This window comes from Saccharopolyspora sp. NPDC047091, assembly GCF_040643635.1.
GTDB lineage: Bacteria > Actinomycetota > Actinomycetes > Mycobacteriales > Pseudonocardiaceae > Saccharopolyspora_C.
Genome location: NZ_JBEYUS010000007.1, coordinates 1 through 24,113, shown reverse-complemented (window position 1 = coordinate 24,113; position 24,113 = coordinate 1). Strand labels below are relative to the sequence as shown.

Genomic DNA, 24,113 nt, shown 5'->3' with positions numbered 1-24,113 from the left:
GGAACCCGACCCCGTCGACGGGCAACCGACCCCCGGTTGCGTCCGTCTCGAAGGCATGAGCGAGGATTCAAGCATCATGACTGCCTGGTTCGTTATCGTCGTTCCGCTAGTGATCATGTTCTTCACGCTGTTCATGGAGCGCGTGGAGGCACGACTGCGGCACGTCGCGGTGCAGGAGAACGAGGTCGAAGAGCTGCTGGAGAACGCTCGGCCGGACGAGGTCCGGGCGCTGTTCCGGCAGGGAATTGGACGTGCGCTGGAGCTGTTCCAGCTACGCAGGGTGGGACGCGCCGGCAAGCTGCGAACTCGCCGTTCCCGCGACCAGTCTTAAACTCAACTGGTAGTGATCGGCGGCACAGTCCGGCGACCGCGGAACGCGGGAGCCGCATCGAACGAGCCGCCGCGTCTCAACATGGAGGGACGAGGTGGACGAGACCCTTTCCCGCGCCGGAATCTTCCAGGGCGTGGAACCGGCCGCGGCGGAGGCGCTGACCCAGTCGCTGGAACCGTCTGAGTTCCCGCGCGGACACGTGATCTTCGCCGAGGGCGAGCCGGGCGACCGGCTCTACATCATCCAATCCGGCAAGGTCAAGCTCGGGCGCAAGTCGCCCGACGGCCGCGAGAACCTGCTGGCGATCATGGGGCCGTCGGACATGTTCGGCGAGCTGTCCATCTTCGACCCGGGCCCGCGCACCTCGACGGCCACCACGGTGACCGAGGTCCGCGCGCTGACCATGGACCGCGGTGCGCTGCGGCAGTGGATCGGCACCCGCCCGGAGATCGCCGAGCAGCTGCTGCGGGTCGTCGCGCGCAGGCTGCGCCGGACCAACGGCATGCTCGCCGACCTGATCTTCACCGACGTGCCCGGCCGCGTCGCCAAGGCGCTGCTGCAGCTCGCGCAGCGCTTCGGCAGCCAGGAAGCCGGTCTGCTGCGGGTCACCCACGACCTCACGCAGGAGGAGATCGCGCAGTACGTCGGCGCCTCGCGGGAGACCGTGAACAAGGCGCTCGCCGACTTCGCCCACCGCGGCTGGCTGCGGCTGGAGGGCAAGAGCGTGCTGATCCTCGATCCGGAACGTCTGGCGCGCCGCGCGCGCTGAGCCACCACCGGCACTGACCGGTCCGCACGACCGAGTCGCCCAACGCGCGCCGGCTGACGGGTCCGCCTTCGATCGGACCGCTCAGCCGGCGCGCGTTCGCGCGTGTCCGGCCCCCGCGCCGAGCACGCCGACGGCCGCGCGGTCCAGCTCCCGGGCGCGGACACGCCGAGTCACCAGCCATGTAGGGGACGTTGTACCCGGTTTCCGCCCCGGAACCGGAGGGCACACTGGTGGCAGGGCCGGGACATCTGCTGGGAAAGAATTCGCCGAGCCGTGCAACCCGGACCGAACGCACAACGTCTTACCTAGTGGAGGCCCTTCACGACGCGCGGTGCGCGGGTGCGGGGCAGCCGAACGGGAACTCCTCCGGTGCCGGATTCGGGGCCGACCATCGGGGGTTGCAGAGCGTGGTTGGTCGGGGGACGGGCCGCGCGAACGAAAGGGCTGGAGCGTCGCGTCGGGGGCGACGCCCCAGCCCTTTCGCACGTCCGGGGGACGTTCGCGGCCGGTCTCTTCGCCTTCGGCGCTCCCGGCTCTCTCCTCCCGGCGTCCTCGCGGGTGGCGCGCGCCGCCGGGAACCTCCGGGCGCCCCCGCACCTGGTCAGGGCCTCGGCGCACGGGCCGCACCGAGACCGCTCCCGGCGACGTAGAACACCGCGAAAATGACTGGTACCCGCGTACCAGGACGCGGATACTGGTACGCGTGTCCCATTCGATCACCCTGGCCGACTACCGCGCCGCGCTGCGCACGCCCGGAGCCACCGCCCCCGTCCTGACCTCCCTGCTGGGCCGCCTGCCGATCGCGATGATCGGGCTGGCGCTGCTGCTGTACGTGCAGAAGGTGACCGGCAGCTTCGCCACCGCCGGGCTCGTCTCGGCCGCCGAACTCGTGGGCGTCGCGTGCGGCTCGGTCGTGCAGAGCCGGGTGATCGACCGGATCGGACCCACCCGCCCGATGGTCGTGATGTCCGCGGCGCTCGCCGTGTTCGTGGCCGCCGAGATCACCGCCATCGAATCCGGGGCACCGGTCGTGGTGCTCACCGCGCTCGGCTTCCTGCTGGGCGCGAGCCAGCCGACCGTGGCCCCCGCGTCCCGGGCGCTGTGGGCGCAGCTGCTGCCCGCCGGACCGCCGCGGGACGCCGCCTACTCGTACGAGGCGATCAGCATGGAGGTCTTCTTCATCCTCGGGCCCGGCCTGGCCGGGCTGCTGGTCGCGCTGCCGTGGGCGGGCGCCGGAGTCGTCGCGGGCAGCGCCTGCATGATCGTCGGCAGCATCGGCTTCGCCTCGACGAGCGCCGCCCGCCGGTTGCGGCCCGCGGAGGACGCCCGGCCCGCGGGCGGGATGCTCGGGGCGCTGCGCGCGCCCGGGATGCGCACGGTGGCGCTGGCCGCGTTCGGCTTCGGCTGCCTCATCGGGTTCGTGGAGGTCGGCGTGCCCGCCTCCGCCGTCGCGGCCGGGGCGCCGAACGCGGGCGGGATGCTGCTGAGCGCGCTGTCGGTGACCTCCGTGGTGTTCGGCGTGCTGTACGGGATGCGGCCGTGGCCGCGGTCGATGCACCTGCGGCTGCCCGCCCTGCTGCTCGGCTTCGCCGGTCTCGTCGCGCTGCTGGCGCTGCCCGGGACGCTGTGGGGGCTGTGCCTGGCGCTGCTGCTCGCCGGCTGCCTGATCACCCCGCAGTCCACGGCGCACTCGGTGGCGCTGGACGTGGCCGCGCCCGCCGGGACCGAGACGGAGGCGTTCGGCTGGGTCGTCACGGCGGTGACGCTCGGCGCCGCGGCCGGCCAGTCGCTCAGCGGCCGGATCGTGGAGAGCGCCGGGCCGCCCACCGCCTTCCTGCTCGCCGGGACCGTCGGCGTCGTGCTCGCCGCAGGCCTGTGGCTGCGGCGCGGCACGCTGCTCCCCACCCCCGAGCCCGCGCTGACCCGGGCCTGAACGGCCGAGGTCAGCGCTCGCCCTGCTCCTCCAGGTAGGCGAGCTGGGCGGCGACGCTCCACGCGGCGGCCTCCCGCACCTCCGGCGGGACGTCGGCGTAGACGACCGCCACCACCTCGGCGGCGGTGACCTGCGGGCCGCGGGCGCGCACCACCTCGCGGATCTGGTCGAGCCGCTGCTCGCGGTGCGCCAGGTAGCCGGTCGCCGCCGCCACCACGTCCGGCAGGTCCGGACCGTGGCCCGGCAGCGCAGGCAGGCCTGCGGGCAGCGCCGCCAACGCCCGCAGCGAAGCCAGGTAGGAGCCCAGGTGCCCGTCCGGATGCGCGACGACCGTGGTGCCGCGCCCCAGGATCGTGTCCCCGGTCAGCACCGCCTCCCGCCCGTCGCCCTCGACGCGGAAGCACACCGAGTCGCGGGTGTGGCCGGGCGTGGCGAGCACGGTCAGCCGGATCCCGGAGGCCTCGACGACCTCGCCGTCCGCGAGCGGCCCGGCGCCCGCGCACAGCTGCGGGTCCAGCGCCCGCACCGGCGCCCCGGCCCGCTCCGCGAGCTCCGCCGCCGCCTCGGTGTGGTCGAAGTGGTGGTGCGTGAGCAGGACCAGCGACACCGGCCCCTGCGCGAGGATCCGCTCCAGGTGCTCGCCACCGGGACCGGGATCGACCACCACCCGGGCCGGGCCGGAACCGAGCAGCCAGGTGTTGGTCCCGTCCAAGGTCATCGGTCCCGGGTTCGCGGCCAGCAGCACCGACGCGAACGGCGTCACCTGCCGCGGCAGGCCGTAGGAGGGATGGGTCACCGGTCCTCCCCCTCCGCACCGCGGTAGCCGGGATCGCCGGGCAGCACCACGCGCCACGCCCCGTCCCGGTGCTCCAGCTGCGGCAGCACCTTGCCGAGCGGGCGGTGCACGTCCAGCGCGGCGGCGACGCTGCGGCACGCGCCGATCTCGGAGAGCGTCACCCAGGTCGGCGGGAGCAGGCCGCAGCGCTGCTGCCGCCAGTCCTCCAAGGCGTCCTCGGGCGTGCTCCAGTACGCGCGGGAGGCCTCCGAGGTGACGCCGTCGGCGCGCTGCCCGACCGGCATCGCGGCCAGGAAGAACCGGGTGTCGTACCGCCGCGACTCCTGCTCCGGGGTCACCCAGTTCGCCCACGGCCGCAGCAGGTCGGCCCGCAGCACCAGGCCCGCGTCGGCAAGGAACCCGGCCAGCGACAGCTCCCGCGACTCCAGCTTCGGGCGCGCCGCCGCGTACGGGCGGGTGTCGTCGACGACCGAGTCCGCGTCGGGACCGGCCAGCAGCACGCCGGATTCCTCGAAGGTCTCGCGGACCGCGGCGCACACCAGCGCCCGCGCGATCTCCTCGGAGCACTCGAAGCGCTCGGCCCACCACTGCGGCGACGGCCCGCTCCAGGCCACCGAGGCGTCGGCGTCCCTGCGGTCCACGCCGCCACCGGGGAACACGGTCATGCCGCCCGCGAACGGCATCCCCTCGACGCGGCGCTGCAGGAACACCTCGGGTCCCCGATCGCCGTCGCGCAGCAGCACGACCGTGGCCGCGTCCTTCGGGGTCGCGGGCGGATCGGGCCGTGCGGGCGGAACGAATCCGTCGGGCAGCGTCAGGTCCTCCGGCAATCGCACCATGCCGGTCACCTTAAGCGGAGATGCTCGTCCGATCACCCCTGTGATCAAGATCAACAAGTTCCGTTTCCCCTGCAACCGGGCCACTTCCCGGGCCCCGAGGTCTGCGCGATGATCCGGACACGGGGACGATGACCGCATGAGCGGAGCACTTCGGGTCGGCATCGTCGGAGCGGGACCGTGGGCGCAGCGCGTGCACGCCCCCGGTGTGCACGCGCATCCCGGGATGCGGCTGGCCGCGGTGTGGTCCCGGCGCCCGGACGCCGCGAAAGCGCTCGCCTACCACTACGACGCCGACGTCGCCGACGACTACGAGGCGCTGCTGGACGCGGTGGACGCCGTCGCGTTCGCCGTCCCGCCCGCGGTGCAGGGGGAACTGGCCGTGCAGGCCGCCCGCGAGGGGAAGCACCTCGTGCTGGAGAAACCGCTCGCCGGGGACGTGCCCACCGCCGAGGCCGTGGCGGCGGCGGTGCGGCAGAGCGGCGTCGCGGCGCTGCTGGTGCTGACCCGCCGGTTCGCGCCCGAGGTCCGCGACTGGCTCACCGGGATCGGGCACCTCGGCGGCTGGACCGGCGGCTCCGCGCAGTGGATCGCGGGCGGCCTGCTGTCCGGGGACTACGCGGCCACCCCGTGGCGGCAGGAACCCGCAGGCGCGCTGCTGGACGCGGGACCGCACGCGCTGGACCTGCTGGACGCCGCGCTCGGCCGGATCACCCGGGTGCACCACGCGCGGCGCGACAAGTCGGACATGTGGCAGCTGGTGCTGGAGCACGCCAGCGGCGCCAGCAGCACCCTCACCCTGTCGCTGCGGGTGCCGGTGCAGCCGGCGCTCATCGAGTTCACCCTCTACGGCAGCGGCGGGAAGTCGCAGCTCACCGGCAGGCGGACCGCGGCGCGCGAGTGCTACGCGCAGCTGCTGGACGAGTTCATGGCGATGGTCCGCTCCGGCCGCACCGCGCACCCGTGCGACGTGCGCCGCGGGCTGCACCTGCAGCGCGTGCTGGACGGCGTGCAGCGCGCGGCCGAGGTCTGATCCCGGCCGGTGCGCCCGAGTCGGGGGCGCACCGGACCGATCAGCGCTGGTTCTCGATGGGCGGGAAACCGCCCGTCGCCGAGCCGGGCATCGTGGAGTTCCACGCATCCTGGCCCTGCGCACCGCCGGACTTGTTGCCGACCGGCTGCGCCTGCTGCTCGCCGGAGGGCGCGGGGCCGCCGCGGTCCTGCTCGCGCTGGGCGAGTTCCTCGTGCAGCTTGCGCAGCAGGTTCCGCTCCCGGTCGGTGAGCTTGGCGTCGACCGCGGCGGGGACGCGGGTGTTCTTCCCGCCGCCCTGCTGCTCCTGCGGCCGGGCCGGGTCCTGCTGGAGGTCCTCCGGGTTCACCGGGCGCTGGCGCAGCGTCTGCTCCGCGGCGACGGGTGCTTCCTCGCGGTTCGGGCGGGGGTGCTGCCGGGGCGGTTCGGGCCGCGGCTGCTCCTCGCGGGGAGGTTCCGGGCGGGCCTGCTGGTCGGGCCGGGCCGCTTCGGGCCGGGCCGCTTCGGGCCGGGCCGCTTCGGGCCGCACGGCTTCCGGTCGGGCCTGCTCCGGTCGGGCCGGTTCGGGCCGGACCGGTTCCGGCCGGGCCTGCTCGGGCCGCGGCGGTTCCGGTCGGGCGGGTTCGGGACGTGCCTGCTGGCGTGCCGAGTCGTGGGAGGCGGTCTCAGGAACCGGGGCCTCGGCGCGTCTTCCCGGCCCCGGGGCTGGCTCACCCGGGTGATCTGCTCCCCCACCGGCCTTGCTGCCCGCGGTGGCGCGCGGTGCCCGCGCGTGGTTCGCCGCACCGTTCGGGATCGCGACCTGCGCGGCCAGGTCCAGGTGGACCCGGCGGGCCGTGGCCAGCGCGTTGCGGTGGTACGGCGGCAGGTCCATGCCGCTGGTGAACACGTCCACCGAGCAGCCCACGCCGGCGCGCCGCAGCGCCTCCAGCAGCTGGTACCCGGCGGCGGTGACCGAACCGTCGGCGCCGACCTCCGCCAGCAGCACCCGGCGCGGCACCGCGCCGTAGGTGACGCCCGCGGGCGTGGTGCGCCAGGTGCACCACAGGGCCCGCACGCCGTGCAGGCGACCCGCGATCGGGGCGAGCGCGTCGACCAGCTCGTGGTCGGTGCGGTCCTGCTCGGGGTTCTCGTTGAACCGGTGCCCTTCGTCCTGCACCGCTTCCACCACGTGCAACCGGTCCGCGGGCGCGTGCGGCGAGCCTGCCTCGTCCAGCGAGCGGCGCAGGTGGTACTGCTCCGTCGAGGTCACCGGGATGCGGCCCGCCAGCAGGCAGCCGATCAGGAACTCGGCGGCCGCGTCGAGCTGCCCGATGCCGAGCATCTCGCGAACCGAATTGACGGCGTCGTCGTCCACCCGGCCGGTCAGGGCCAGCAGGAGGTTGTGCAGGCGTTCCACCGGCCCCGCACCCTCAGCGACGTCCACCACGAATGCCTCCTTCTACGGCGCCTGCACCGGCACCGTCAGCCACGATGTCCCACGAGTTCGTCGGCGCCCGAGCACACCAGCGCCGACTCGGCGAGCGCGGCGCGGTGGTAGGCGGTCGGTTCCACCTCGGGCGGCAGCACCTCGACGCACGGCTCGGCGTCGCCGAGCGCGCGCAGGATGCGTTGCAGTTCGCTGGTGAGCTCGACGGGATCCGCGGAACCGGTCACCAGGATGATCCGCTTGGGCCGCGTTCCCGGCAGGTGCCGCCAGGAGCTGCGGGTTTCGCGCACGCCCTGCCTGCCGCGCAAGGTGGCGCCGAGGACCAGCACCGCCGGGTCGCCCTTGTCATCCACGTGGGACTCGGCGCGGAAGGTGTAGCGGTCCGGTTCGGCGCCGGGCAGCACCGCGTGCACCACGGACGGGTCAGCACCCAGCGGCAGCAGCGCTTCGGCGAGCCTGCGGTGGTCGGCGTCGGACAGCGCGACCCGTTCCCGCAGCAGCGTCGCGGGCAGGGAGCGCGCGAGGACGTCGGCCGCCCCGCCCGCCAGCCAGTCCCGGTAGCGCCAGAGGTGCCGGTCCGGCAGCCTCCCGGCAAGTCGAAGCAGCAGCTCGTGGCACAAGAGGTCCGTTTCGCGTCCCGCCACGTCGCCCCCTCCCAGCTCGTTCGCTCGTCACCCGGTGCGAGCGACACCCGCACCCCTCATGCCGAGAGCACTCGATCGGGGGCACTCTCTCGCGCGGGGTAGCGGAGGAGCAAGCTCGATCGATCACTCGCCGGTATTGATACCGCCGTTCAGGTGATCAATTGTTGATCACTCGAAGTAGCGACGCCCGAAGCGTACTGGTTGGTAGACGGGGCGCGGGCCGTACCTGGCAAGAAACGGTTCCGCCGCCGGTCGCGCCCCCGCCCGGCACCCGGCCCAAGATCACCCGCCGCGGGCCGGAACGCGAAGGAGGGGCCGCGCAACCGCGACCCCTCCACCACCGCGCATCCGCGCGCGACACCGCCGCGCGGCGGAAACCGGCGCTCACGCCACTTCGACGATCATCTCCACCTCGACCGGAGCCCCCACCGGGAGCTCGGCGACGCCGACCGCGGACCGGGCGTGGCTACCCGCGTCCCCGAAGATCTCGCCGATCAGCTCGGACGCGCCGTTGATCACCGCGGGCTGGCCGGTGAAGCCCTCCGCGGACGCCACGAAACCGACGACCTTCACGACCCGCACGATCGAGTCCAGCCCGACCAGCGCGTCCACCGCGGCCAGCGCGTTCAGCGCGCAGGTGCGGGCGTGCGCCTTCGCGGACTCCGGGTCCACCTCGGCGCCGACCTTGCCCACCGCCGCCAGCTCGCCCCCGGCGAACGGGAGCTGCCCGGAGGTGAACACCTGCGACCCGCTGCGCACCGCGGGCACGTAGGCCGCGACCGGGGTCGCGACCGCGGGCAGTTCGATGCCCAGCTCGGCCAGCCGCTGCTTCCAAGCGCCCACGATCAGGACTCCTTCGCGCGCTTCAGGTAAGCGACGTGCTGCTCACCGGTCGGGCCGGGCAGGACGGAAACGAGCTCCCAGCCGTCCTCACCCCACTGGTCCAGGATCTGCTTGGTCGCGTGGGTCAACAGCGGCACGGTCGCGTACTCCCATTTGGTCATGGTCACCAGCGTAGAGAGGGCCGGGCTCCGCGGCGCCGCTGGCCCGCGGGCGCGCTCACCCGGGTGCGCCCGCCCGCGTCATGCGCGGCCCGCCGGCGCGTCCCACCCGTGGCGCGCGCCCGCCTGCGCGCGGAACTACTCAGGCCGGCGGGGCCGCGGGGGCCGCGGCGCCTGCGCACTACGCGTTCGCGCCTACGCAGAACTACCGATGTGCGACCTGGAGATGGCTGCTACGTGCGGGAGACAGCGACCCCGACCCACACCTACGCTGATCGTGTGACCGGATGGAACGCCGAACTCAACGCCGCTCGGCTGCACATCGTCAGCGGCAAGGGCGGCACCGGGAAGACCACGGTCGCCGCGGCGCTGGCGCTGGCGCTGGCGACCGGGGGCCGCCGCGTGCTGCTGGTCGAGGTCGAGGGCAGGCAGGGCATCGCGCAGCTCTTCGACACCGCGCCGCTGCCCTACGCCGAGGAGACGATCGCCGCCGCCCCCGGTGGCGGTGAGCTGCGGGCGCTGGCCATCGACGCCGAACCGGCGCTGCTGGAGTACCTGTCGATGTTCTACAACCTCGGCTTCGCGGGCCGCACGCTGAAGCGGATGGGCGCCATCGAGTTCGCCACCACGCTCGCCCCGGGCCTCCGGGACGTGCTGTTCACCGGCAAGGTCAAGGAGTGCGTCGGGCGCACCGACGAGCACGGCCGCCACGTCTACGACGCGGTGGTGCTGGACGCGCCGCCGACCGGGCGGGTCGTGAAGTTCCTGGACGTCACCCGCGCCATGGCCGACCTCGCGAAGGTCGGGCCCATCCGCGGCCAGAGCGAGGGCGTGGTCCGGCTGCTGCACTCCGGCGACACCGCGGTCCACCTGGTGACGCTGCTGGAGGACCTGCCGGTGCGGGAGACCCTGGAGGCCGTCGCCGAGCTGGACGCGGCCGAGCTGCGCCCCGGCGCGGTGCTGCTCAACCGGGTGCGCCCCGGGTACCTGCCCGCGCGCTCGGTGGCCGCCGCCGCGGCGGGCCGGGTCGACGCCGACCGGTTGCGCACCGGGCTCGAAGCGGCCGGGGTGACCGCCGACGACGAGCTGCTCGCCGCGCTCACCGAGGAGACCGTGGAGCACGCGGTGCGGTCCCGCGCCGAGCAGGAGGCCGAGGAGCGGCTCGCGGCCGCCGACCTGCCGAACGTGCGGCTGCCCGAGCTGACCGCCGGGATCGACGTGGCCGAGCTCTACGAGCTCGCCGAGATCCTCACCGAGCACGGCGTCGGGAGGCCTCGATGACGACACCCGCGGCACTGGACGTGGACGCGCTGCTCGACGACCCGGGCAACCGGGTGGTGGTGTGCTGCGGCTCCGGCGGGGTCGGCAAGACCACCACGGCCGCCGCGCTCGCGGTGCGCGCCGCCGAGCGCGGCCGCAAGACCGTGGTGCTCACCATCGACCCGGCGCGGCGGCTCGCGCAGGCGCTGGGCATGCGGGAACTGGACAACCAGCCGCGGCAGGTGGCGCCGGAGGGATTCGAGCCCACCGGCGACCTGAACGCGATGATGCTGGACATGCGGCGCACCTTCGACGACATGGTGCTCGCGCACGCCGGGGAGGAACGCGCCCGGCAGATCCTGGAGAACCCCTTCTACCAGACGATCTCCACGTCGTTCTCCGGCACGCAGGAGTACATGGCGATGGAGAAGCTCGGCCAGCTCGCCGCGTCCGGCGAGTGGGACCTGATCATCGTGGACACCCCGCCCAGCCGGTCCGCGCTGGACTTCCTGGACGCGCCGCAGCGGCTGTCCACGGTGCTCGACGGCCGCCTGATCAAGCTGCTGTCCTCGCCGGCGAAGGCGGGCGGCAAGGGGCTGCGGAAGATCGTCGGCGCCGGGTTCGGGATGTTCTCCAAGGCCGTGTCGACGGTGATCGGCGGCCAGCTGCTGGCCGACGCCTCCGCGTTCGTGCAGGCCTTCGACTCGACGTTCGGCGGGTTCCGGGAGCGCGCCGACCACACCTACCGGCTGCTGCGCTCCCCCGGCACGTCGTTCGTGGTGATCGCGGCACCGGAGCCGGACGCGCTGCGCGAGGCGTCGTTCTTCGTGGAGCGCCTCACCGCCGAGGGCATGCCGCTGGCCGGGCTGGTCGCGAACCGCACCCACCCGGTGTTCGCGGAGCTGACGGGCAGCCGCGCGCTGTCGGCCGCCGAACAGCTGGAGACCGCCGGGAACGCACCGCTGGCCGCGGCGGTGCTGCGGGTGCACGCCGACCGGGTCGCGGTCGCCGATCGGGAGCGGCGGATGCTCGCCCGGTTCACCCGCGCGCACCCGGAGGTCGCGCTGGTGGGCGTGCCGGCACTTCCCGCGGACGTGCACGATCTCGACGGGTTGCGCGAGATCGGCAGCCGACTCGCCGCGGAATAATCCAAAGATTCCTGGCAGCGGAAATTGGCTATCCGGTGATCACAATCCGCCGGATCGACATTGCGCTGAACGAGTGAACGGGTTTCCGGGCGACTCGAAAAACGAGCCGCCCGGCACCGCGATCACGACGGGCTAATCAGCCCACCTGGTACTCGTCGATGTCGGCGTAGTCGTCCCTAGCGGCTTCCAGAAGCTCCCGCCAGTTGCGGACTTCCGGGCGACGGCGCAACAGCGCGCGCCGCTCCCGCTCGGTCATTCCGCCCCACACACCGAACTCGATCTTGTTGTCGAGCGCCTCTCCGAGGCACTCCGTCCGCACCGGGCAGCCGAAGCAGATCATCCGCGCTTTGCGCTGCTCAGCTCCCCTGACGAACAACTGGTCCGGATTCTCATCCCGGCACGCTGCCTGAACCCGCCAGTCCCCCTGCTCGAACATAAGGCTCCCCCAGCTCCTCACTGGATCGTCGGCGACCGAATTTCGTCCGGAGCCCCCCGGCACCGGATGCCGCGGCGCATGGTGCGCCGTAACGATGCTGTCGCTGGACGTGGACGAACTTTAGAGCCCCTCGGTTCCACAACCAAACAAGGGTTGTCGCTCCGTTATCTTTGACCCTCATCACATCGGGCGGAACCCACTGACGACGGCGTGTTGATGTCGGTAAAACCACTTAGTCTTGCCGTCGTGCGTGTCCGGGACAGCTTGCTGAAGCTCTTCGGCCTGTGTGTGCTCGCCGGAGTTCTCGTCGCCGGGATGCTGTTCCCGGCGGCCGGAGCTCTCGGGGTGGTGTCCAACCGCGCGGGTGACGCGGTGAACAACCTCTCCTCCGAGCTGATGACGCAGGACCCCCCGCTGGTGACCACGGTCACCGACCGAGCCGGGGTGCCGATCGCCTACCTCTTCGACCAGAACCGGACGCCCGCGGCGCCCGATCAGATCTCGAAGTCCATGAAGTCCGCGATCACCTCGATCGAGGACCGCCGGTTCTTCGAGCACGAGGGCGTCGACTGGGCGGGCACGGTGCGCGCGGCCGTCACCAACCAGATGTCCGGCGAGATCGCCCAGGGCGGTTCCACGCTCACCCAGCAGTACGTGAAGAACTACCAGGTGCACGTGGTCGCCGCCGACGATCCGATCAAGCAGGCGAAGGCCGTCGAGCAGACCCCGGCGCGCAAGCTGCGGGAGATCCGCATCGCGCTGCAACTGGAGAAGCGGCTCGGCAAGCAGGAGATCCTGGCCCGCTACTTGAACGTGGTGCCGTTCGGCAACCAGACCTACGGGGTCGCCGCCGCCGCCCGCACGTACTTCAACACCACCCCGGACAAGCTGGACGTGCCGCAGTCCGCGCTGCTGGCGGGCATCGTGAACAGCCCGAGCGCGCTGAACCCGGCGACGAACCCGGACGAGGCGACGGTGCGGCGCAACATCGTCATCGACGCCATGCAGGCGCTGCGCCAGATCGACCGGCGCACCGCCGACGCCGCCAGGGCCGCGCCGCTCGGGCTCGTCTCGCCGCTGAACACGCTGCCGAACAACTGCGTCGGAGCCGGGCCCGCCGACGGCTTCTTCTGCAAGTACGTCATCGACTACCTGCAGAACGCCGGGTTCGCCGAGCAGGAACTGCGCACCGGCGGCTACACGATCCGCACCACCCTCGACCAGAAGGCGACCGACGCCGCGAAGCAGGCCGCGGAGAAGCACGTGCCGCGGGACACCAAGGGCATCGCGAACGTGATGGCCGTCGTGGAACCGGGCAAGGACAAGCACGAGGTGCGGGCGCTGGTCGCCAACCGCGACTTCGGCAACGACGCCGACCGCGGCCAGACCTCCTACCCGCTGCCCAGCGGTGTCGCCAAGTTCGGCGCCGGATCGGTGTTCAAGGTGTTCACCGCCGCGGCCGCGCTGGAGAAGGGGATGGGGATCCAGAACACCATCCAGGCTCCCGGCAACTACACGTCCACCGTCTACCGCAACGGTTCCGCGCCCTACACCGTCGGCAACGCCGAAGGCGTCAACCCCGGGCCGCGGACCTTGCAGAAGGCCCTCGCGACCTCGCCGAACACCGCGTTCGTCGCGCTGGAGGAACGGGTCGGGCTGGACCAGACGGTGGACATGGCGACCCGGCTGGGGATGCGGCAGACGCTGCTGCACTCGAACATCGAGGGTGATCCGCTCGCCCCGAACGGCGCCAACGGGCCGTCCATGGCCGACGTGGTCAAGGAGAAGAAGATCGGGGCGTTCACACTCGGCTTCGGGCCCACCAGCCCGCTGGAGCTGGCGAACGTCTCGGCGACCCTGATGAGCGGCGGCACCTGGTGCCCGCCGACGCCGATCGACCAGATCACCGACCGCAACGGCAACCCGGTCACCATCACCGAGGACCCGTGCGAGCAGTCCGTCGACGAAGGCCTCGCGAACGCGATGGCCGTCGGCATGAGCCAGGACGACCAGGCGGGCGGCACCGCCTACGGCGCCGCGAACAGCGCGGGCTGGTCGCGGCCGACCGCGGGCAAGACGGGGACCACCGAAGCCCACCAGTCCGCCGGGTTCATCGGCGCCACCCCGCAGTTCGCCGGCTCGGTGCTCACCTTCTCCGACGGCAACAACCCGCAGGGCATCTGCGACAGCACGCCGCCGACGCTGTGCGGCGCCAACGGCGGCAACATCTACGGTGGCAAGGTCCCGGCGCGGACCTGGTTCGAAGCCATGGCGAAGATCCACGAGGGCCTGCCCACGATGGAGCTCCCCGAGGTCACCGAGCGGTACAAGAACGGCGGCGACGAGTTCCAGGTGCCCAACGTCGTCGGCATCAGCGCCTCCCGTGCCGAGCGCACCCTGGAGAAGGCCGGCTACAAGGTCGAGCAGCGCTCGGTCAACAGCGAACGCCGCAAGGGCTCGGTGACCAGCCAGACGCCGCGCGGCTTCGCGCTGCCCGGCGAGACGGTGACGCTGTCGGTGAGCACCGGCTACGTGCCGCCGCCGTCGACCGCGCCGAAGCCCCCGCCCCCGCCGCCACCGCCGCCCGCACCGGGCCAACCGGGCGAACCGGGACGACCGCCGGGCGAGGAGCAGCCGGATCCGCCGTTCGTGCCGATCCCGCCGGGCATCTTCCCGCCCTGACCGGCTCCCTACACTCGGTCGCTGTGACGAACACGCAGGCGAGCACGCGGCGGGTGCGGTCCCGGTACCGGCTGCTGCGGGTGGACGAGGTCGAGCGGATCACGCCGCGGATGGTGCGGGTCGTGCTCGGCGGCGACGAACTCGCCGACTTCGACAGCACCGGCAGCGACCAGCGGATCAAGCTGTGCCTGCCGCGGCCCGGCCTGCCGATGCCGCTGGGCCGCGACCGCGCGGAGGTGTTCGCGCTGCCGCGGGAGCAGCAGCCGAAGCAGCGCACGTACACGGTGCGCTGGTTCGACGCGGCGCGGCAGCGGCTCGCGATCGACCTGGTGGTGCACGACCACGACGGCCCCGGCTCGACCTGGGCGCGCGAGGTGCGGCCCGGATCGCAGGTCGTGGCGGTCGGCCCCAGCCCCTCCTACCGGCCCGACCCGGCGGCGGACCGGCTGGTGCTGGCGGGCGACGAGACGGCGCTGCCCGCGATGCTGGCGATGGTCGAGGAACTGGACGAGCAGGCCCGGGTCCAGGTGTTCGCCGAGGTCGCCGACGAAGCCGAGCACCAGGAGGTGCGCACCCGGGCGGACGTGGCGTGGACCTGGCTGCACCGGGACGGTGTTCCCGCCGGGCGGAGCGCGCTGCTCGCGGACGCGGTGCGGGCGGCCGACCTCGGGCCGCGGCCGGACGTCTGGGTGGGCGCCGAGGCGGAAGCGGTGCACGTCATCCGGGAGCACTGCCGGCAGGAGCTCGGCCTGGACCGGCGCCGCGTCTACGCCCTCGCCTACTGGCGGCACGACTCCGCCGCCTGACCGCCCGCCCTTCCAGCTCCGATCCCGCGGCGAGGAAGCCGCTGAGGTTCCGCCTGCCGGGCGGCAGCGGCGGAGGGGCGGCGCCGGCGCTCCGCCACCGCCCGGGACGCCGCTGTTCAGGGACTCCGCAGCGGTGATCGGGCGGAGCCCTCCCGAGCGTCGCGGGTCCGCCACCGGCCGTAGGCTGGGCAGCGTGAACAAGCTCGGTCGGATCATGCTCGCCGGCGGCGCACTGGGTGCCGCGACCTTCGGCTACGCCGCAGGTGTGGAACGAACGCACTGGACGCTGCGCCGCGCCACCGTGCCGGTGCTCGCGGAAGGCGCGCCGGAACTGCGCATCCTGCACATCTCCGACCTGCACATGATGCCGAACCAGCGGTCCAAGCAGCGCTGGATCGCCGCGCTGGACGAGCTCGGGCCCGACCTGGTGGTCAACACCGGCGACAACCTCGCCCACCCGCAGGCGGTGCCCGCGGCGCTGCGCGCGATGGGGTCGCTGCTGGACCGGCCCGGCGTGTTCGTGTTCGGCAGCAACGACTACTACGGGCCGAAGCCGAAGAACCCGGCGCGCTACCTGCTGCCCTCGGCGAAGACGAAGCGCATCCACGGCGACCCGCTGCCGTGGCGGGACCTGCGCGCGGCGATGACCGAGCGCGGCTGGACCGACGTCACGCACCGCTGGCACGACGTGGAGATCTCCGGCATCCGGATCCACGTGGCCGGGCTGGACGACCCGCACCTGAAGCGGGACAAGTACTCGAAGATCGCGGGCGACCCGCCGCAGGAGGCGCAGCTGCGGCTGGGCCTGACCCACTCGCCGGAACCGCGGGTGCTGGACGCGTTCGCCGACGACGGCTACGACCTGGTGCTGGCCGGGCACACCCACGGCGGGCAGCTGCGGGTGCCCGGCTACGGCCCGATCGTGACGAACTGCGAGCTGGACCGGTCGCGGGCGCGCGGCGCGTCCACGTGGGGCGACATGCACCTGCACGTGTCGGCGGGGCTGGGCACCTCCCCGTACGCGCCGGTGCGCTTCGCCTGCCCGCCGGAGGCGACGCTGTTGACGCTGGTCCCGCGCTCGCAGGGCGCCACGCCGAAGGCCTCCGGACTGTTCGGGAACCCCCCTTCAGGGGACCGCGCGAACATCCGCTAGACTTTCACTCAACGGCGGACGAGCACCCGAGATGTTCGCCGTTGAGTGATCGGGGTGTGGCGCAGCTTGGGAGCGCGCTTCGTTCGGGTCGAAGAGGTCGTGGGTTCAAATCCCGCCACCCCGACAGGTAGAGGGCCTGGTCAGGACTCCAGCAGGAGTTCCGGCCAGGCCCTTTTCTCATCTCCGGATCACCTCTTGGGAGAGATCCGGGAGACGACCTTGGAATCAGCTCTCCCGGACGCTCCCCGCACGCTCCTCCAGAGGCTCGTCCAGGACGTGTCCACCCGGATCGTCCAGCGCACGAACAACGACCTTCCTAAAACCCGAGTTCGCGAAGGGTGCTCTCCACACGCGTGGAGGTGGTCCGAACCGCATCATCGTCGGCAGCGCGATCAGGCCGTGCTCTCCACACGCGTGGAGGTGGCCCGCGAGGGTGCTTACGCGGTAAGCACCGCGCGGTGCCCTCCACGCGCGCGGAGGTGGTCGGCACGCCGCACGCGGAGCTCTTCGCGGCCATGTCGAACGGCACTCGGGAGAAGCCCGGGAGCCGATCTCGCACTGAAGACCGCCCTTCTCGGCCCGCGCCCGCGGTCTCCGGCCGGTGACCGGGCAACGGCCCGCGGGACCACCGCGCGTTCCACGACACGTCCGGCGCATCACATAGAAAAGACCCCGACCGCCAACCGCTCTCCTCTTCCATTCACCGGGGACACCGAGGGGTTTCCCTCCGCCGCGAAATCGAATCGAACAACACCCGTTCCGGAGTTTTTCCGGACGTAGCATGAGGATGTGGCCGATCCAGCGGTCACTCGCAACCGAAGTCGATCCACGAGGTAGTTTTCATGCGTTTTCGCAAGAGCATCTCCGCACTCGTCCTCTGCGCCGCCGGCGCCGGTACCGCCGTGCTCGGCGCAGGTACGGCGCTCGCGGACGTCGACAAGGAATTCGGTCCGTACGACAGCATGGAGAAGTGCGGGAAAGCCGGCGAGGAACACCGCGGCGACGAAGGAATCGTCGGTTACCAGTGCGAGGAGAGGTCGGACGGCTTCTACTTGATCGCCACTTACCGGTGACGGCGATTCGAGCGCGACACCGGTTTTCTCCCACCTCGCCGCGCCCGTCCGCGCATTCGCGGAGTAGAGCGGTCACGGGGAACGGGAACCGCGCACCCGAACGGTGTGCCGCCGCGCCTCCTCGAACTGTGGAGCGGTGACCACCGGCACGCTCGAAACCACCACCGACGGGCCGGCCGGGCTCCCCGCGACGGGGAGCGCCGGGCCGGCCGTTCGGACGTCGGAGACCGGTTCGCGGTCCCGCCGGTCGATCAGGAGCAGGTCCAGCGGACCGGCTTCGACGGTCCCTTCAGCATCCCCGCGGCTCCGGTGAGCACCGTCGCGTCCGGGCTGATCGAGCTCACTGCGAGCTGCCAGCCGTTCATACCGGGCAGCGGGGTCCGCTGCTCTCCGTCGACCAGCACGGCCTCCCACGAGTCGTGCGTCGGAGCGGCGAGCACCCCCTGCTCGTTGATCGCCCCCGCGCCGAAGGTGTCGGGGATGGACTCGGCCGCGCCCGTGTCGAGGTTCCACCGGATCGCGCCGTCGGGCCCCCCGCCGAACACCCACGGGCCGCTGATCCCGGTCGCCTCCAGGTGCGCGTTGGGCGCGACGCCCGCGGGGCGCGGCAGCGGGGCGGAGGTGCCGTCCGGCCGCCAGACGTAGCCGTTGGTCGGGGCGTCGGGGGTGTCGCCGTCGACGGTGCCGACCACCGTGCCGTCCGCCGAGATGCCGGTGGCGATGCCGCGCGGCCCGGCCAGGTCGACGGGCTCATCGGAGCCCGGCTCCCACACGACCGGCACTTCCCCGGCTCCGTCGGTGCGGAACCCGGCGATCTTGCCGGAGTCGTTGATGCCGCGCGGCGTCACGTGCCCGGGCAGCACGTGGACCTCGCCGTCGCGCAGCACGTAGGGCCTGCGGTCGCCGTAGTCGTCGAAGATCCCGCCGACCGCAACGCCGGCGGAGTTCACGGCGGTCAGCGAATCGGGCAGGTCGGAGTAGGTGGTCGCGATCTCGCCGTCCCGCCACACCACGTCCGTCTCGACCTGGGTCGGGCCTTCCCGCACGGCCCGGCCGACCGCGGTCCGCCCGTCCGGGCTCGCCCCGCCGACCCCGCCCCTGGTGGCGCCGGGCGGCAGCGGGAGTTCGCGGATCTCGCACGCGGCGGGCGCGGCCGGTTCGGCGGCGGCCACCGGGGCGGGCACCAGAACCGATCCGGCGAGCACACCACCCAGTCCGACGAGGCCGGTCAGGGTCCTTGCTTCGAATTTCACTCCAGCTCCCTCGCGTTGTCCCACGACTCCCGGAGGACGCGCCGCGGCACCGCGGGGTTGCCCGGATCCGGTGGTCGGCCTCGGGCGGGTGGAAGGGGCGGCGCGGTGTCGGGGACATCGGGCAGGATCGGTGTGGTGAGCGAGTACCCAGACGCGAAGATTCCGCAAGAGCTGTTCGACGACGCCGAGCGCGAGGCCCGGTGGCGAGCGCGGTTCAGCGCACCTCGGGTGTCGCTGCCCGCGTGGGCCCGGGACGAACCGGGCCACAACCTGTACGTCTCCAACGCCAGCGGGACGTGGGAGCTGTACGCGTGGGACCGCGAGTCCGGCGCGCACCGCCAGGTCACCGACCGTCCGAACGGGACGTTCCACGGCACGCTGTCCGCCGACGGGACGCGGGTGTGGTGGTTCGACGACACCGACGGCGACGAGTTCGGTTCCTGGGTGAGCGAGGACTTCACCGCGGGCGGCGGGAAACCGGAACCGGCGCTGCCCGGCACCCACCCCGGCTACCCGGCCGGCCTGGAGCTCGGGCCGACGGTGACCGGGGTCGGCATGTCCACCGACGACGGTGTGACCGTGTGGGTGGCCCGCGCGGGCGGGGCCCCCGAGGTCGTCTACGAGCACGAGCAGGACGGCGGCCTGTCCGCGCTGTCCTGGGACGAGAGCCTGCTGGTGCTGTCGCACTCCGAGCACGGCGACAGCAGGCACCCGGCGCTGCGGGTGCTGCGGGTGGACGGCGCGACCACCGTCGCGGACAAGTGGGACGGGCCCGGCAAGGGCCTGGACGCGCTGGACTTCGCGCCGGTCGCCGGTGATCCGCGGCTGCTGGTGCTGCACGAGCGGCACGGCCGGGAAGAACTGCTGATCTGGGACGTGCTGGCCGACACCGAGCGGGAGATCGACCTCGGGCTGCCCGGCGAGGTGTCCGCGGACTGGTACCCGGACGGCACCGCGCTGCTGATCGCGCACACCCACCACGCGCGGACCACGATGCACCGCTACGACCTGGAGTCCGGCGAGCTCGTCGAGCTGGCGACGCCCCCGGGCACCGTCGGCAACGCCTCGGTCCGCCCGGACCGCGCCGTCGAGTACTCGTGGTCGTCGGCGGCGACGCCGTCGCTGGTGCGGACGCTGCGCGCGGACGGCACCGACGAGGTGCTGCTGACCCCGCCCGGGGAGCGGCCGCCGGAGTCCGAACCGGTGCGCGACGTGTTCGTGCCCGTGCCGTACGGCCCGAACGAGTCGGTGCACGCGCTGGTGTCCCGGCCGGAGGGCGCGGGCGACGGGCCGGTGCCGACGGTGTTCAACCTGCACGGCGGGCCGCACGCCGCGGACGAGGACCGGTTCTCCGCGTACCGGGCGGCGTGGCTGGACGCGGGCTTCGCCGTCGTCGAGATCAACTACCGGGGTTCGACCGGGTACGGCTCGGCGTGGCGGGACGCGATCGAGGGCAGGCCGGGCCTCACCGAGCTCGCGGACGTCGCGCACGTGCACGACTGGGCGGTGCAGGACGGGCTCACCACGCCCGAGCTGAGCGTCGTCGCCGGGGCCTCCTGGGGCGGCTACCTGACGCTGCTGGCGCTGGGCACCCAGCCGGAGCGGTGGGCCGGTGGCGTCGCCGGGGTGCCGGTCGCCGACTACGTCTCGGCGTACGCCGACGAGATGGAGCCGCTGCGCGCGTACGACCGGGCGCTGTTCGGCGGTTCGCCGGAGGAGGTCCCGGCGGTGTACGACGAGTGCTCGCCGCTGACCTACGTGGACGAGGTGCGCGCACCGGTGCTGGTGCTGGCCGGGGACAACGACCCGCGGTGCCCGATCCAGCAGATCCTCAACTACCTGGACCGGCTGGCGCAGCGGGAGGTGCCGTTCGAGTTCTACCGCTACGACGCGGGCCACGGCTCGCTGGTGGTGGCGGAGACCCTGCAGCAGGTCGCCGCGGAGATCCACTTCGCGCGGCGGGCCGTGGGCCGCGCCTGATCCGCTCCGCCCGGCCCGCCGCGCGCGGGCCGGGCGCTCAGCGGATTCCCAGCCGGTTCACGCGCGGCCGCCACGGGCGCGCAGCGGATCGGTGAGCCCGGCTGGCCAGGGGCGGTGCAGCCGCACGGTGGGCCGGTCGTCGGCCGCCGGGACCGGCAGCTCGCCGCTGATCACGTGGCCGCGCGGGCCGGGCCGCCGGGTGCCCGCGGCCGGTGGTGGTTCGGCCACCCGCCCGCCGCGCAGCACCACCACCCGGTCCGCGAGCTCGGCCAGCTCCGGGTCGTGGCTGATCAGGATGGTGGTGCGGGTGCGGGACAACCGGCGCAGCGGGGCGATCACGTTGGCCTTCGACTCGGCGTCCAGCCCGTTCGTGGGTTCGTCGAGCACCAGCACCGGGGTGCGGCGCAGCACCGCGCGGGCGATGGCGATGCGGCGGCGCTGGCCACCGGACAGCAGCGCGCCGCGCTCGCCGAGGACCGTCTCGTAGCCCTCCGGCAGGGCCCGGACGAACGCGTCGGCGTCCGCTTCGCGCGCGGCGGCGACGATCTCGGCCCGGGTGGCGTCCGGGCGGGCGAAGGCGATGTTCTCGGCGACGGTGCCGTGCAGCACGTCCGCCTCCTGCGGGACGAACGCGATCTGGTCGCGCACCACCTGCAACGGCAGCCGGGTGAGGTCCACGCCGTCGAGCAGCACCCGGCCGGCCACCGGGTCGTAGAAGCGCAGCAGCAGCTTCGCCAACGTCGACTTCCCCACCCCGCTCGGTCCGGTGACCAGCACGAACTCGCCGGGTCGCACGTGCAGCCGGAAGTCGCGCAGCGCGGGTTCCGACGCCTGCGGGTAGCGGAACGCGACGCGGTCGAACTCGACGGCCCGGCCCGGGCGCCCGTCCGGCGGCAGCTGCGCGGTGCCGTCCGGGGCGTCGACGACCGCGGGCCGGGCGTCGAGCAGTTCGACGAGCCGTTCCGACCCGGCGCGGGCCGCGGTGACCGCCATCGTGATCCGGCCCAGGTCCTGCAGCGGCGGGTACAGGTAACCGATGTAGGCGGCGAACGCCATCAACCCGCCGATGGTGATCCGGTCGGCGGAGATCTCCCAGACCCCGACGCCGATGACCAGCAGGATGCACACCGTTTCGACGACGGTGACCAGCGGCGCGTACATCGACGACAGCCGGGCCTCGACGAGCTTCGCGCGGAACCAGCGCATCGACGCCGCGTGCAGCTTCGCGTCCTGCCGGTGCTGCTGGTTCGCGGACTGCACGAGCTCGACGTGCCCGAGCCCTTCCGCCACCACGCCGGCGATCTCGCCGTTGCCCGCCCGCTCGTCCCGGGAGGCCTCGCGGATTCCGGCCGAGAACCTCCGGGCCACCAACCAGAACGCGGGTGCCAGCGCGAAGGACAGCAATGCGAGGTCCCAGCGCAGGTAGAGCGCGGCTCCCGCGTAGAGCACGACGCTGAACAACGCGGTCCCCGTCTCCACCATTCCGGAGGCGACGAGCCTTTCCACCGATTCCACGTCACCGGACAACCGGGCGACGAGATCTCCCGTTTTCCGGCGCGCGAAGAAATCGGGCGACAATCGTTGCACGTGCGCGAACACGTGCGCGCGCAATCGCACGAGGAATCGTTCCGCCGCGCGCGCGGACAGGTACGCCCCGCCGAACGAGGCGAGCGCGCCGACCGCCGCGATGCCCAGCCAGGCCGCCCCCGGCGCCCAGAAGGCGTCGAGGCTGCCCGCCGCCAGCGCGTCGTCGGTGATCAGCATGAACATCCAGATCGCCGCGGTGTCGGCCAGCGCGGCCAGCACCAGCAGCGCCCCCGCGGCCGCCAGACCTGCTCGTTCCGGGCGCAGGTGCGGGCGGAACCGGGTGAAGATCTCGCGCGTTCCCGGCGCAGCGGTCATGATTCACCTCTCCAGTGCGCTCGCGCGCGGGGCGCCCGGAGGGGCGGCGGCGATGCGGACGCCGCCGACCCTCCGGTGCGGGTCACTTCCGCGGCTGCTGCGGACGGCCCGGGGCGGGCTGCTCGGGGCGCGGGAAGTGCGGGCGCTTACCGGGAACCGGAATCGGGAAACCCATGGTGACCTCCTGGTCGTTCGCTTCTCTCATTTCGCCGGTGCCGTTCGGCTCCGACGTGAACGAATCTACCGGCGCAATTCGGCGCGAATCGACGCGAAAGCCCTGTTGATTCCCTGGGAACGAGCTGGGCGAAAACCGGCGATTCCGCCGGAATCGCGAATTCCCGGGAAGCGCGCGGCCCGCGTTCAGCGGGCTCCCAGCCGCGGCGGGTAGGGACGGTGACCCAGCTCTCCCTCCCGGTATCGCTCAGCGCGGAATACCCGCGCGTGCAACTGCGTCGTTAGGGTCATGAGCCACCTCTTCGACCCGCTGAAGCTGGGCGACACCGCGATCCCCAACCGCGTCTGGGTCTCCCCCATGTGCCAGTACTCCGCCGTGGACGGCGTGCCGAACGACTGGCACCTCGTGCACCTCGGCCAGTTCGCCATCGGCGGCGCCGGTCTCGTCATGGCCGAAGCCACCGCCGTCGCCCCCGAAGGCCGCATCAGCCCCGGCGACACCGGGCTGTGGAACGACGAGCAGGTCGCCGCCTGGCGCAGGATCACCGACTTCCTGCGCGCGCAGGGCTCCACGCCCGCGGTGCAGCTCGGCCACGCCGGCCGGAAGGCCTCCACCACGCGGCCGTGGGACGGCGGCGGGGCGCTGGCCGACTCCGACGGCGGCTGGCAGTCCGTGAGCTCCACGTCCCGCGCGTTCGGCGAGCTCGACGCGCCGCGGGCGCTCACCGAGGACGAGGTCGCCCGGATCCCGCAGCAGTTCGCCGACGCCGCGCGCCGCGCCGACGAAGCCGGGTTCGAGGTGGTCGAACTGCACTTCGCGCACGGCTACCTGGCGCACCAGTTCTACTCGCCGCTGGTCAACGACCGCACCGACCGCTACGGCGGCGACTTCGACGGCCGGACCCGGCTGCTGCTGGAGATCGTCGACGCGGTGCGCGCGGTGTGGCCCGCCGGCCGCCCGCTGCTGGCGCGGCTGTCCGCCACCGACTGGGTCGAAGGCGGCTGGACCGGCGACGACTCCGTGCGGCTGAGCAGGCTGCTGGCCGAGCACGGCATCGACCTCGTCGACGCCTCCACCGGCGCAGCGGTGCCGGACGCGCAGATCCCGGTCTCCGCCGGTTACCAGATCCGGTTCGCCCGCCAGATCAAGCTCGAAGCGGAAGTGCCGACCGGCGCCGTCGGCCTCATCACCTCGCCCGAGCAGGCCGAAGAGGTCGTGTCCTCCGGCTCCGCCGACGTGGTGCTGCTCGGCCGGGAACTGCTGCGCGACCCGCACTGGCCGCTGCACGCGGCGGACCGGCTGCACGCCGGGAACATCTGGCCCGAGCAATACGCCCGAGCTCGCCGTTCGTGAGTTCTCTCCCCTGCCCGCTCCGCGTTGAGGGCGGGTGGCGGAACCTCAGCGGGATTCTCGCTGCGGGATCGTTTTCACCGGTGGCTCCGCCACAGGCGAAAACGCTGTCCTCGCGAGAATCCC

21 protein-coding genes and 1 tRNA gene are annotated in these 24,113 nt (G+C 72.9%); 13 read left to right on the top strand and 9 right to left on the bottom strand.

The genetic code is table 11. From position 1 onward, the window contains the following. Positions 1 to 76: 76 nt before the first annotated feature. The 3 genes from ABZ805_RS05540 (at position 77) to ABZ805_RS05530 (ending at position 3,033) form a co-directional block, all read left to right on the top strand. The gene (locus tag ABZ805_RS05540) at positions 77 to 331 is read left to right on the top strand and encodes a hypothetical protein (protein WP_029621632.1); all 255 of its coding nucleotides are present in this window, start codon (positions 77 to 79) and stop codon (positions 329 to 331) included. 94 nt (positions 332 to 425) lie between these two features. Then, a complete protein-coding gene (locus ABZ805_RS05535) occupies positions 426 to 1,100 on the top strand; it encodes a Crp/Fnr family transcriptional regulator (RefSeq protein ID WP_258345154.1) in 675 nt (224 codons plus the stop codon). Between the two features lie 703 nt (positions 1,101 to 1,803). Further along, the gene (locus ABZ805_RS05530; RefSeq protein WP_358434801.1) at positions 1,804 to 3,033 is read left to right on the top strand and encodes an MFS transporter; all 1,230 of its coding nucleotides are present in this window, start codon (positions 1,804 to 1,806) and stop codon (positions 3,031 to 3,033) included. A 10-nt stretch (positions 3,034 to 3,043) separates the two neighbouring features. Here ABZ805_RS05530 and ABZ805_RS05525 read toward each other — a convergent pair whose 3' ends face one another. Together ABZ805_RS05525 and ABZ805_RS05520 are read right to left on the bottom strand one after the other, a co-directional pair. After that, the gene (locus ABZ805_RS05525) at positions 3,044 to 3,829 is read right to left on the bottom strand and encodes an MBL fold metallo-hydrolase (RefSeq protein ID WP_358434799.1); all 786 of its coding nucleotides are present in this window, start codon (positions 3,827 to 3,829) and stop codon (positions 3,044 to 3,046) included. Further along, on the bottom strand, positions 3,826 to 4,668 hold the full coding sequence (locus tag ABZ805_RS05520; protein ID WP_358434796.1) for an NUDIX hydrolase: 843 nt from the start codon (positions 4,666 to 4,668) through the stop codon (positions 3,826 to 3,828). The genes ABZ805_RS05525 and ABZ805_RS05520 overlap by 4 nt, the downstream gene beginning before the upstream one ends. A gap of 136 nt (positions 4,669 to 4,804) precedes the next feature. Between ABZ805_RS05520 and ABZ805_RS05515 the strand changes: the two genes are divergently transcribed. Next, on the top strand, positions 4,805 to 5,698 hold the full coding sequence (locus ABZ805_RS05515; protein WP_358434793.1) for a Gfo/Idh/MocA family oxidoreductase: 894 nt from the start codon (positions 4,805 to 4,807) through the stop codon (positions 5,696 to 5,698). A 40-nt stretch (positions 5,699 to 5,738) separates the two neighbouring features. Here the strand turns inward: ABZ805_RS05515 and ABZ805_RS05510 are convergent, their stop codons facing one another. From ABZ805_RS05510 to ABZ805_RS05495, 4 genes are all read right to left on the bottom strand, one after another. Then, positions 5,739 to 7,124 (bottom strand): hypothetical protein, encoded by a 1,386-nt coding sequence (locus tag ABZ805_RS05510; RefSeq protein WP_358434790.1) that lies wholly within the window; start codon positions 7,122 to 7,124, stop codon positions 5,739 to 5,741. A 35-nt stretch (positions 7,125 to 7,159) separates the two neighbouring features. Next, positions 7,160 to 7,768, bottom strand: coding sequence for a hypothetical protein (locus ABZ805_RS05505; RefSeq protein WP_358434787.1), 609 nt, complete (start codon positions 7,766 to 7,768; stop codon positions 7,160 to 7,162). Between the two features lie 384 nt (positions 7,769 to 8,152). Then, positions 8,153 to 8,611 (bottom strand): RidA family protein, encoded by a 459-nt coding sequence (locus tag ABZ805_RS05500; protein WP_358434784.1) that lies wholly within the window; start codon positions 8,609 to 8,611, stop codon positions 8,153 to 8,155. 2 nt (positions 8,612 to 8,613) lie between these two features. Then, positions 8,614 to 8,778 (bottom strand): DUF4177 domain-containing protein, encoded by a 165-nt coding sequence (locus ABZ805_RS05495; RefSeq protein ID WP_358434781.1) that lies wholly within the window; start codon positions 8,776 to 8,778, stop codon positions 8,614 to 8,616. Between the two features lie 270 nt (positions 8,779 to 9,048). On the opposite strand from ABZ805_RS05495, the gene ABZ805_RS05490 reads away from it, so the two are divergent. Together ABZ805_RS05490 and ABZ805_RS05485 are read left to right on the top strand one after the other, a co-directional pair. Next, the gene (locus ABZ805_RS05490) at positions 9,049 to 10,050 is read left to right on the top strand and encodes an ArsA-related P-loop ATPase (protein WP_358434778.1); all 1,002 of its coding nucleotides are present in this window, start codon (positions 9,049 to 9,051) and stop codon (positions 10,048 to 10,050) included. Continuing rightward, on the top strand, positions 10,047 to 11,177 hold the full coding sequence (locus tag ABZ805_RS05485) for an ArsA family ATPase (protein ID WP_358434775.1): 1,131 nt from the start codon (positions 10,047 to 10,049) through the stop codon (positions 11,175 to 11,177). The genes ABZ805_RS05490 and ABZ805_RS05485 overlap by 4 nt, the downstream gene beginning before the upstream one ends. A 136-nt stretch (positions 11,178 to 11,313) precedes the next feature. Here ABZ805_RS05485 and ABZ805_RS05480 read toward each other — a convergent pair whose 3' ends face one another. Beyond that, on the bottom strand, positions 11,314 to 11,613 hold the full coding sequence (locus ABZ805_RS05480) for a WhiB family transcriptional regulator (protein ID WP_184483638.1): 300 nt from the start codon (positions 11,611 to 11,613) through the stop codon (positions 11,314 to 11,316). 246 nt (positions 11,614 to 11,859) lie between these two features. On the opposite strand from ABZ805_RS05480, the gene ABZ805_RS05475 reads away from it, so the two are divergent. The 5 genes from ABZ805_RS05475 to ABZ805_RS05455 all read left to right on the top strand — a co-directional run bounded on the left by ABZ805_RS05475 (position 11,860) and on the right by ABZ805_RS05455 (position 17,327). Continuing rightward, positions 11,860 to 14,295, top strand: coding sequence for a transglycosylase domain-containing protein (locus ABZ805_RS05475; RefSeq protein ID WP_358434772.1), 2,436 nt, complete (start codon positions 11,860 to 11,862; stop codon positions 14,293 to 14,295). Between the two features lie 23 nt (positions 14,296 to 14,318). Beyond that, a complete protein-coding gene (locus ABZ805_RS05470) occupies positions 14,319 to 15,101 on the top strand; it encodes a siderophore-interacting protein (protein WP_358434769.1) in 783 nt (260 codons plus the stop codon). 214 nt (positions 15,102 to 15,315) lie between these two features. Further along, positions 15,316 to 16,254, top strand: coding sequence for a metallophosphoesterase (locus ABZ805_RS05465; RefSeq protein WP_358435078.1), 939 nt, complete (start codon positions 15,316 to 15,318; stop codon positions 16,252 to 16,254). Between the two features lie 50 nt (positions 16,255 to 16,304). Then, positions 16,305 to 16,378, top strand: a tRNA-Pro gene (locus ABZ805_RS05460). A 718-nt stretch (positions 16,379 to 17,096) separates the two neighbouring features. Beyond that, entirely contained in the window at positions 17,097 to 17,327 is a 231-nt protein-coding gene (locus ABZ805_RS05455) for a hypothetical protein (RefSeq protein WP_358434766.1), read from the top strand. A gap of 251 nt (positions 17,328 to 17,578) precedes the next feature. Here ABZ805_RS05455 and ABZ805_RS05450 read toward each other — a convergent pair whose 3' ends face one another. Beyond that, positions 17,579 to 18,580 carry a hypothetical protein gene (locus tag ABZ805_RS05450; protein WP_358434763.1) on the bottom strand — a complete coding sequence of 334 codons (1,002 nt, stop codon included), beginning with the start codon at positions 18,578 to 18,580 and terminating at the stop codon, positions 17,579 to 17,581. Between the two features lie 135 nt (positions 18,581 to 18,715). Here ABZ805_RS05450 and ABZ805_RS05445 point away from each other — a divergent pair, with 135 nt between their 5' ends. Next, positions 18,716 to 20,560 (top strand): prolyl oligopeptidase family serine peptidase, encoded by a 1,845-nt coding sequence (locus ABZ805_RS05445; protein WP_358434760.1) that lies wholly within the window; start codon positions 18,716 to 18,718, stop codon positions 20,558 to 20,560. A gap of 57 nt (positions 20,561 to 20,617) precedes the next feature. On the opposite strand, the gene ABZ805_RS05440 is transcribed toward ABZ805_RS05445, so the two are convergent. Next, complete coding sequence (locus tag ABZ805_RS05440) at positions 20,618 to 22,462, bottom strand: ABC transporter ATP-binding protein (protein ID WP_358434758.1); 1,845 nt, start codon at positions 22,460 to 22,462, stop codon at positions 20,618 to 20,620. Between the two features lie 463 nt (positions 22,463 to 22,925). On the opposite strand from ABZ805_RS05440, the gene ABZ805_RS05435 reads away from it, so the two are divergent. After that, a complete protein-coding gene (locus ABZ805_RS05435; protein ID WP_358434755.1) occupies positions 22,926 to 23,990 on the top strand; it encodes an NADH:flavin oxidoreductase/NADH oxidase in 1,065 nt (354 codons plus the stop codon). The last annotated feature ends 123 nt before the right edge of the window (positions 23,991 to 24,113 follow it).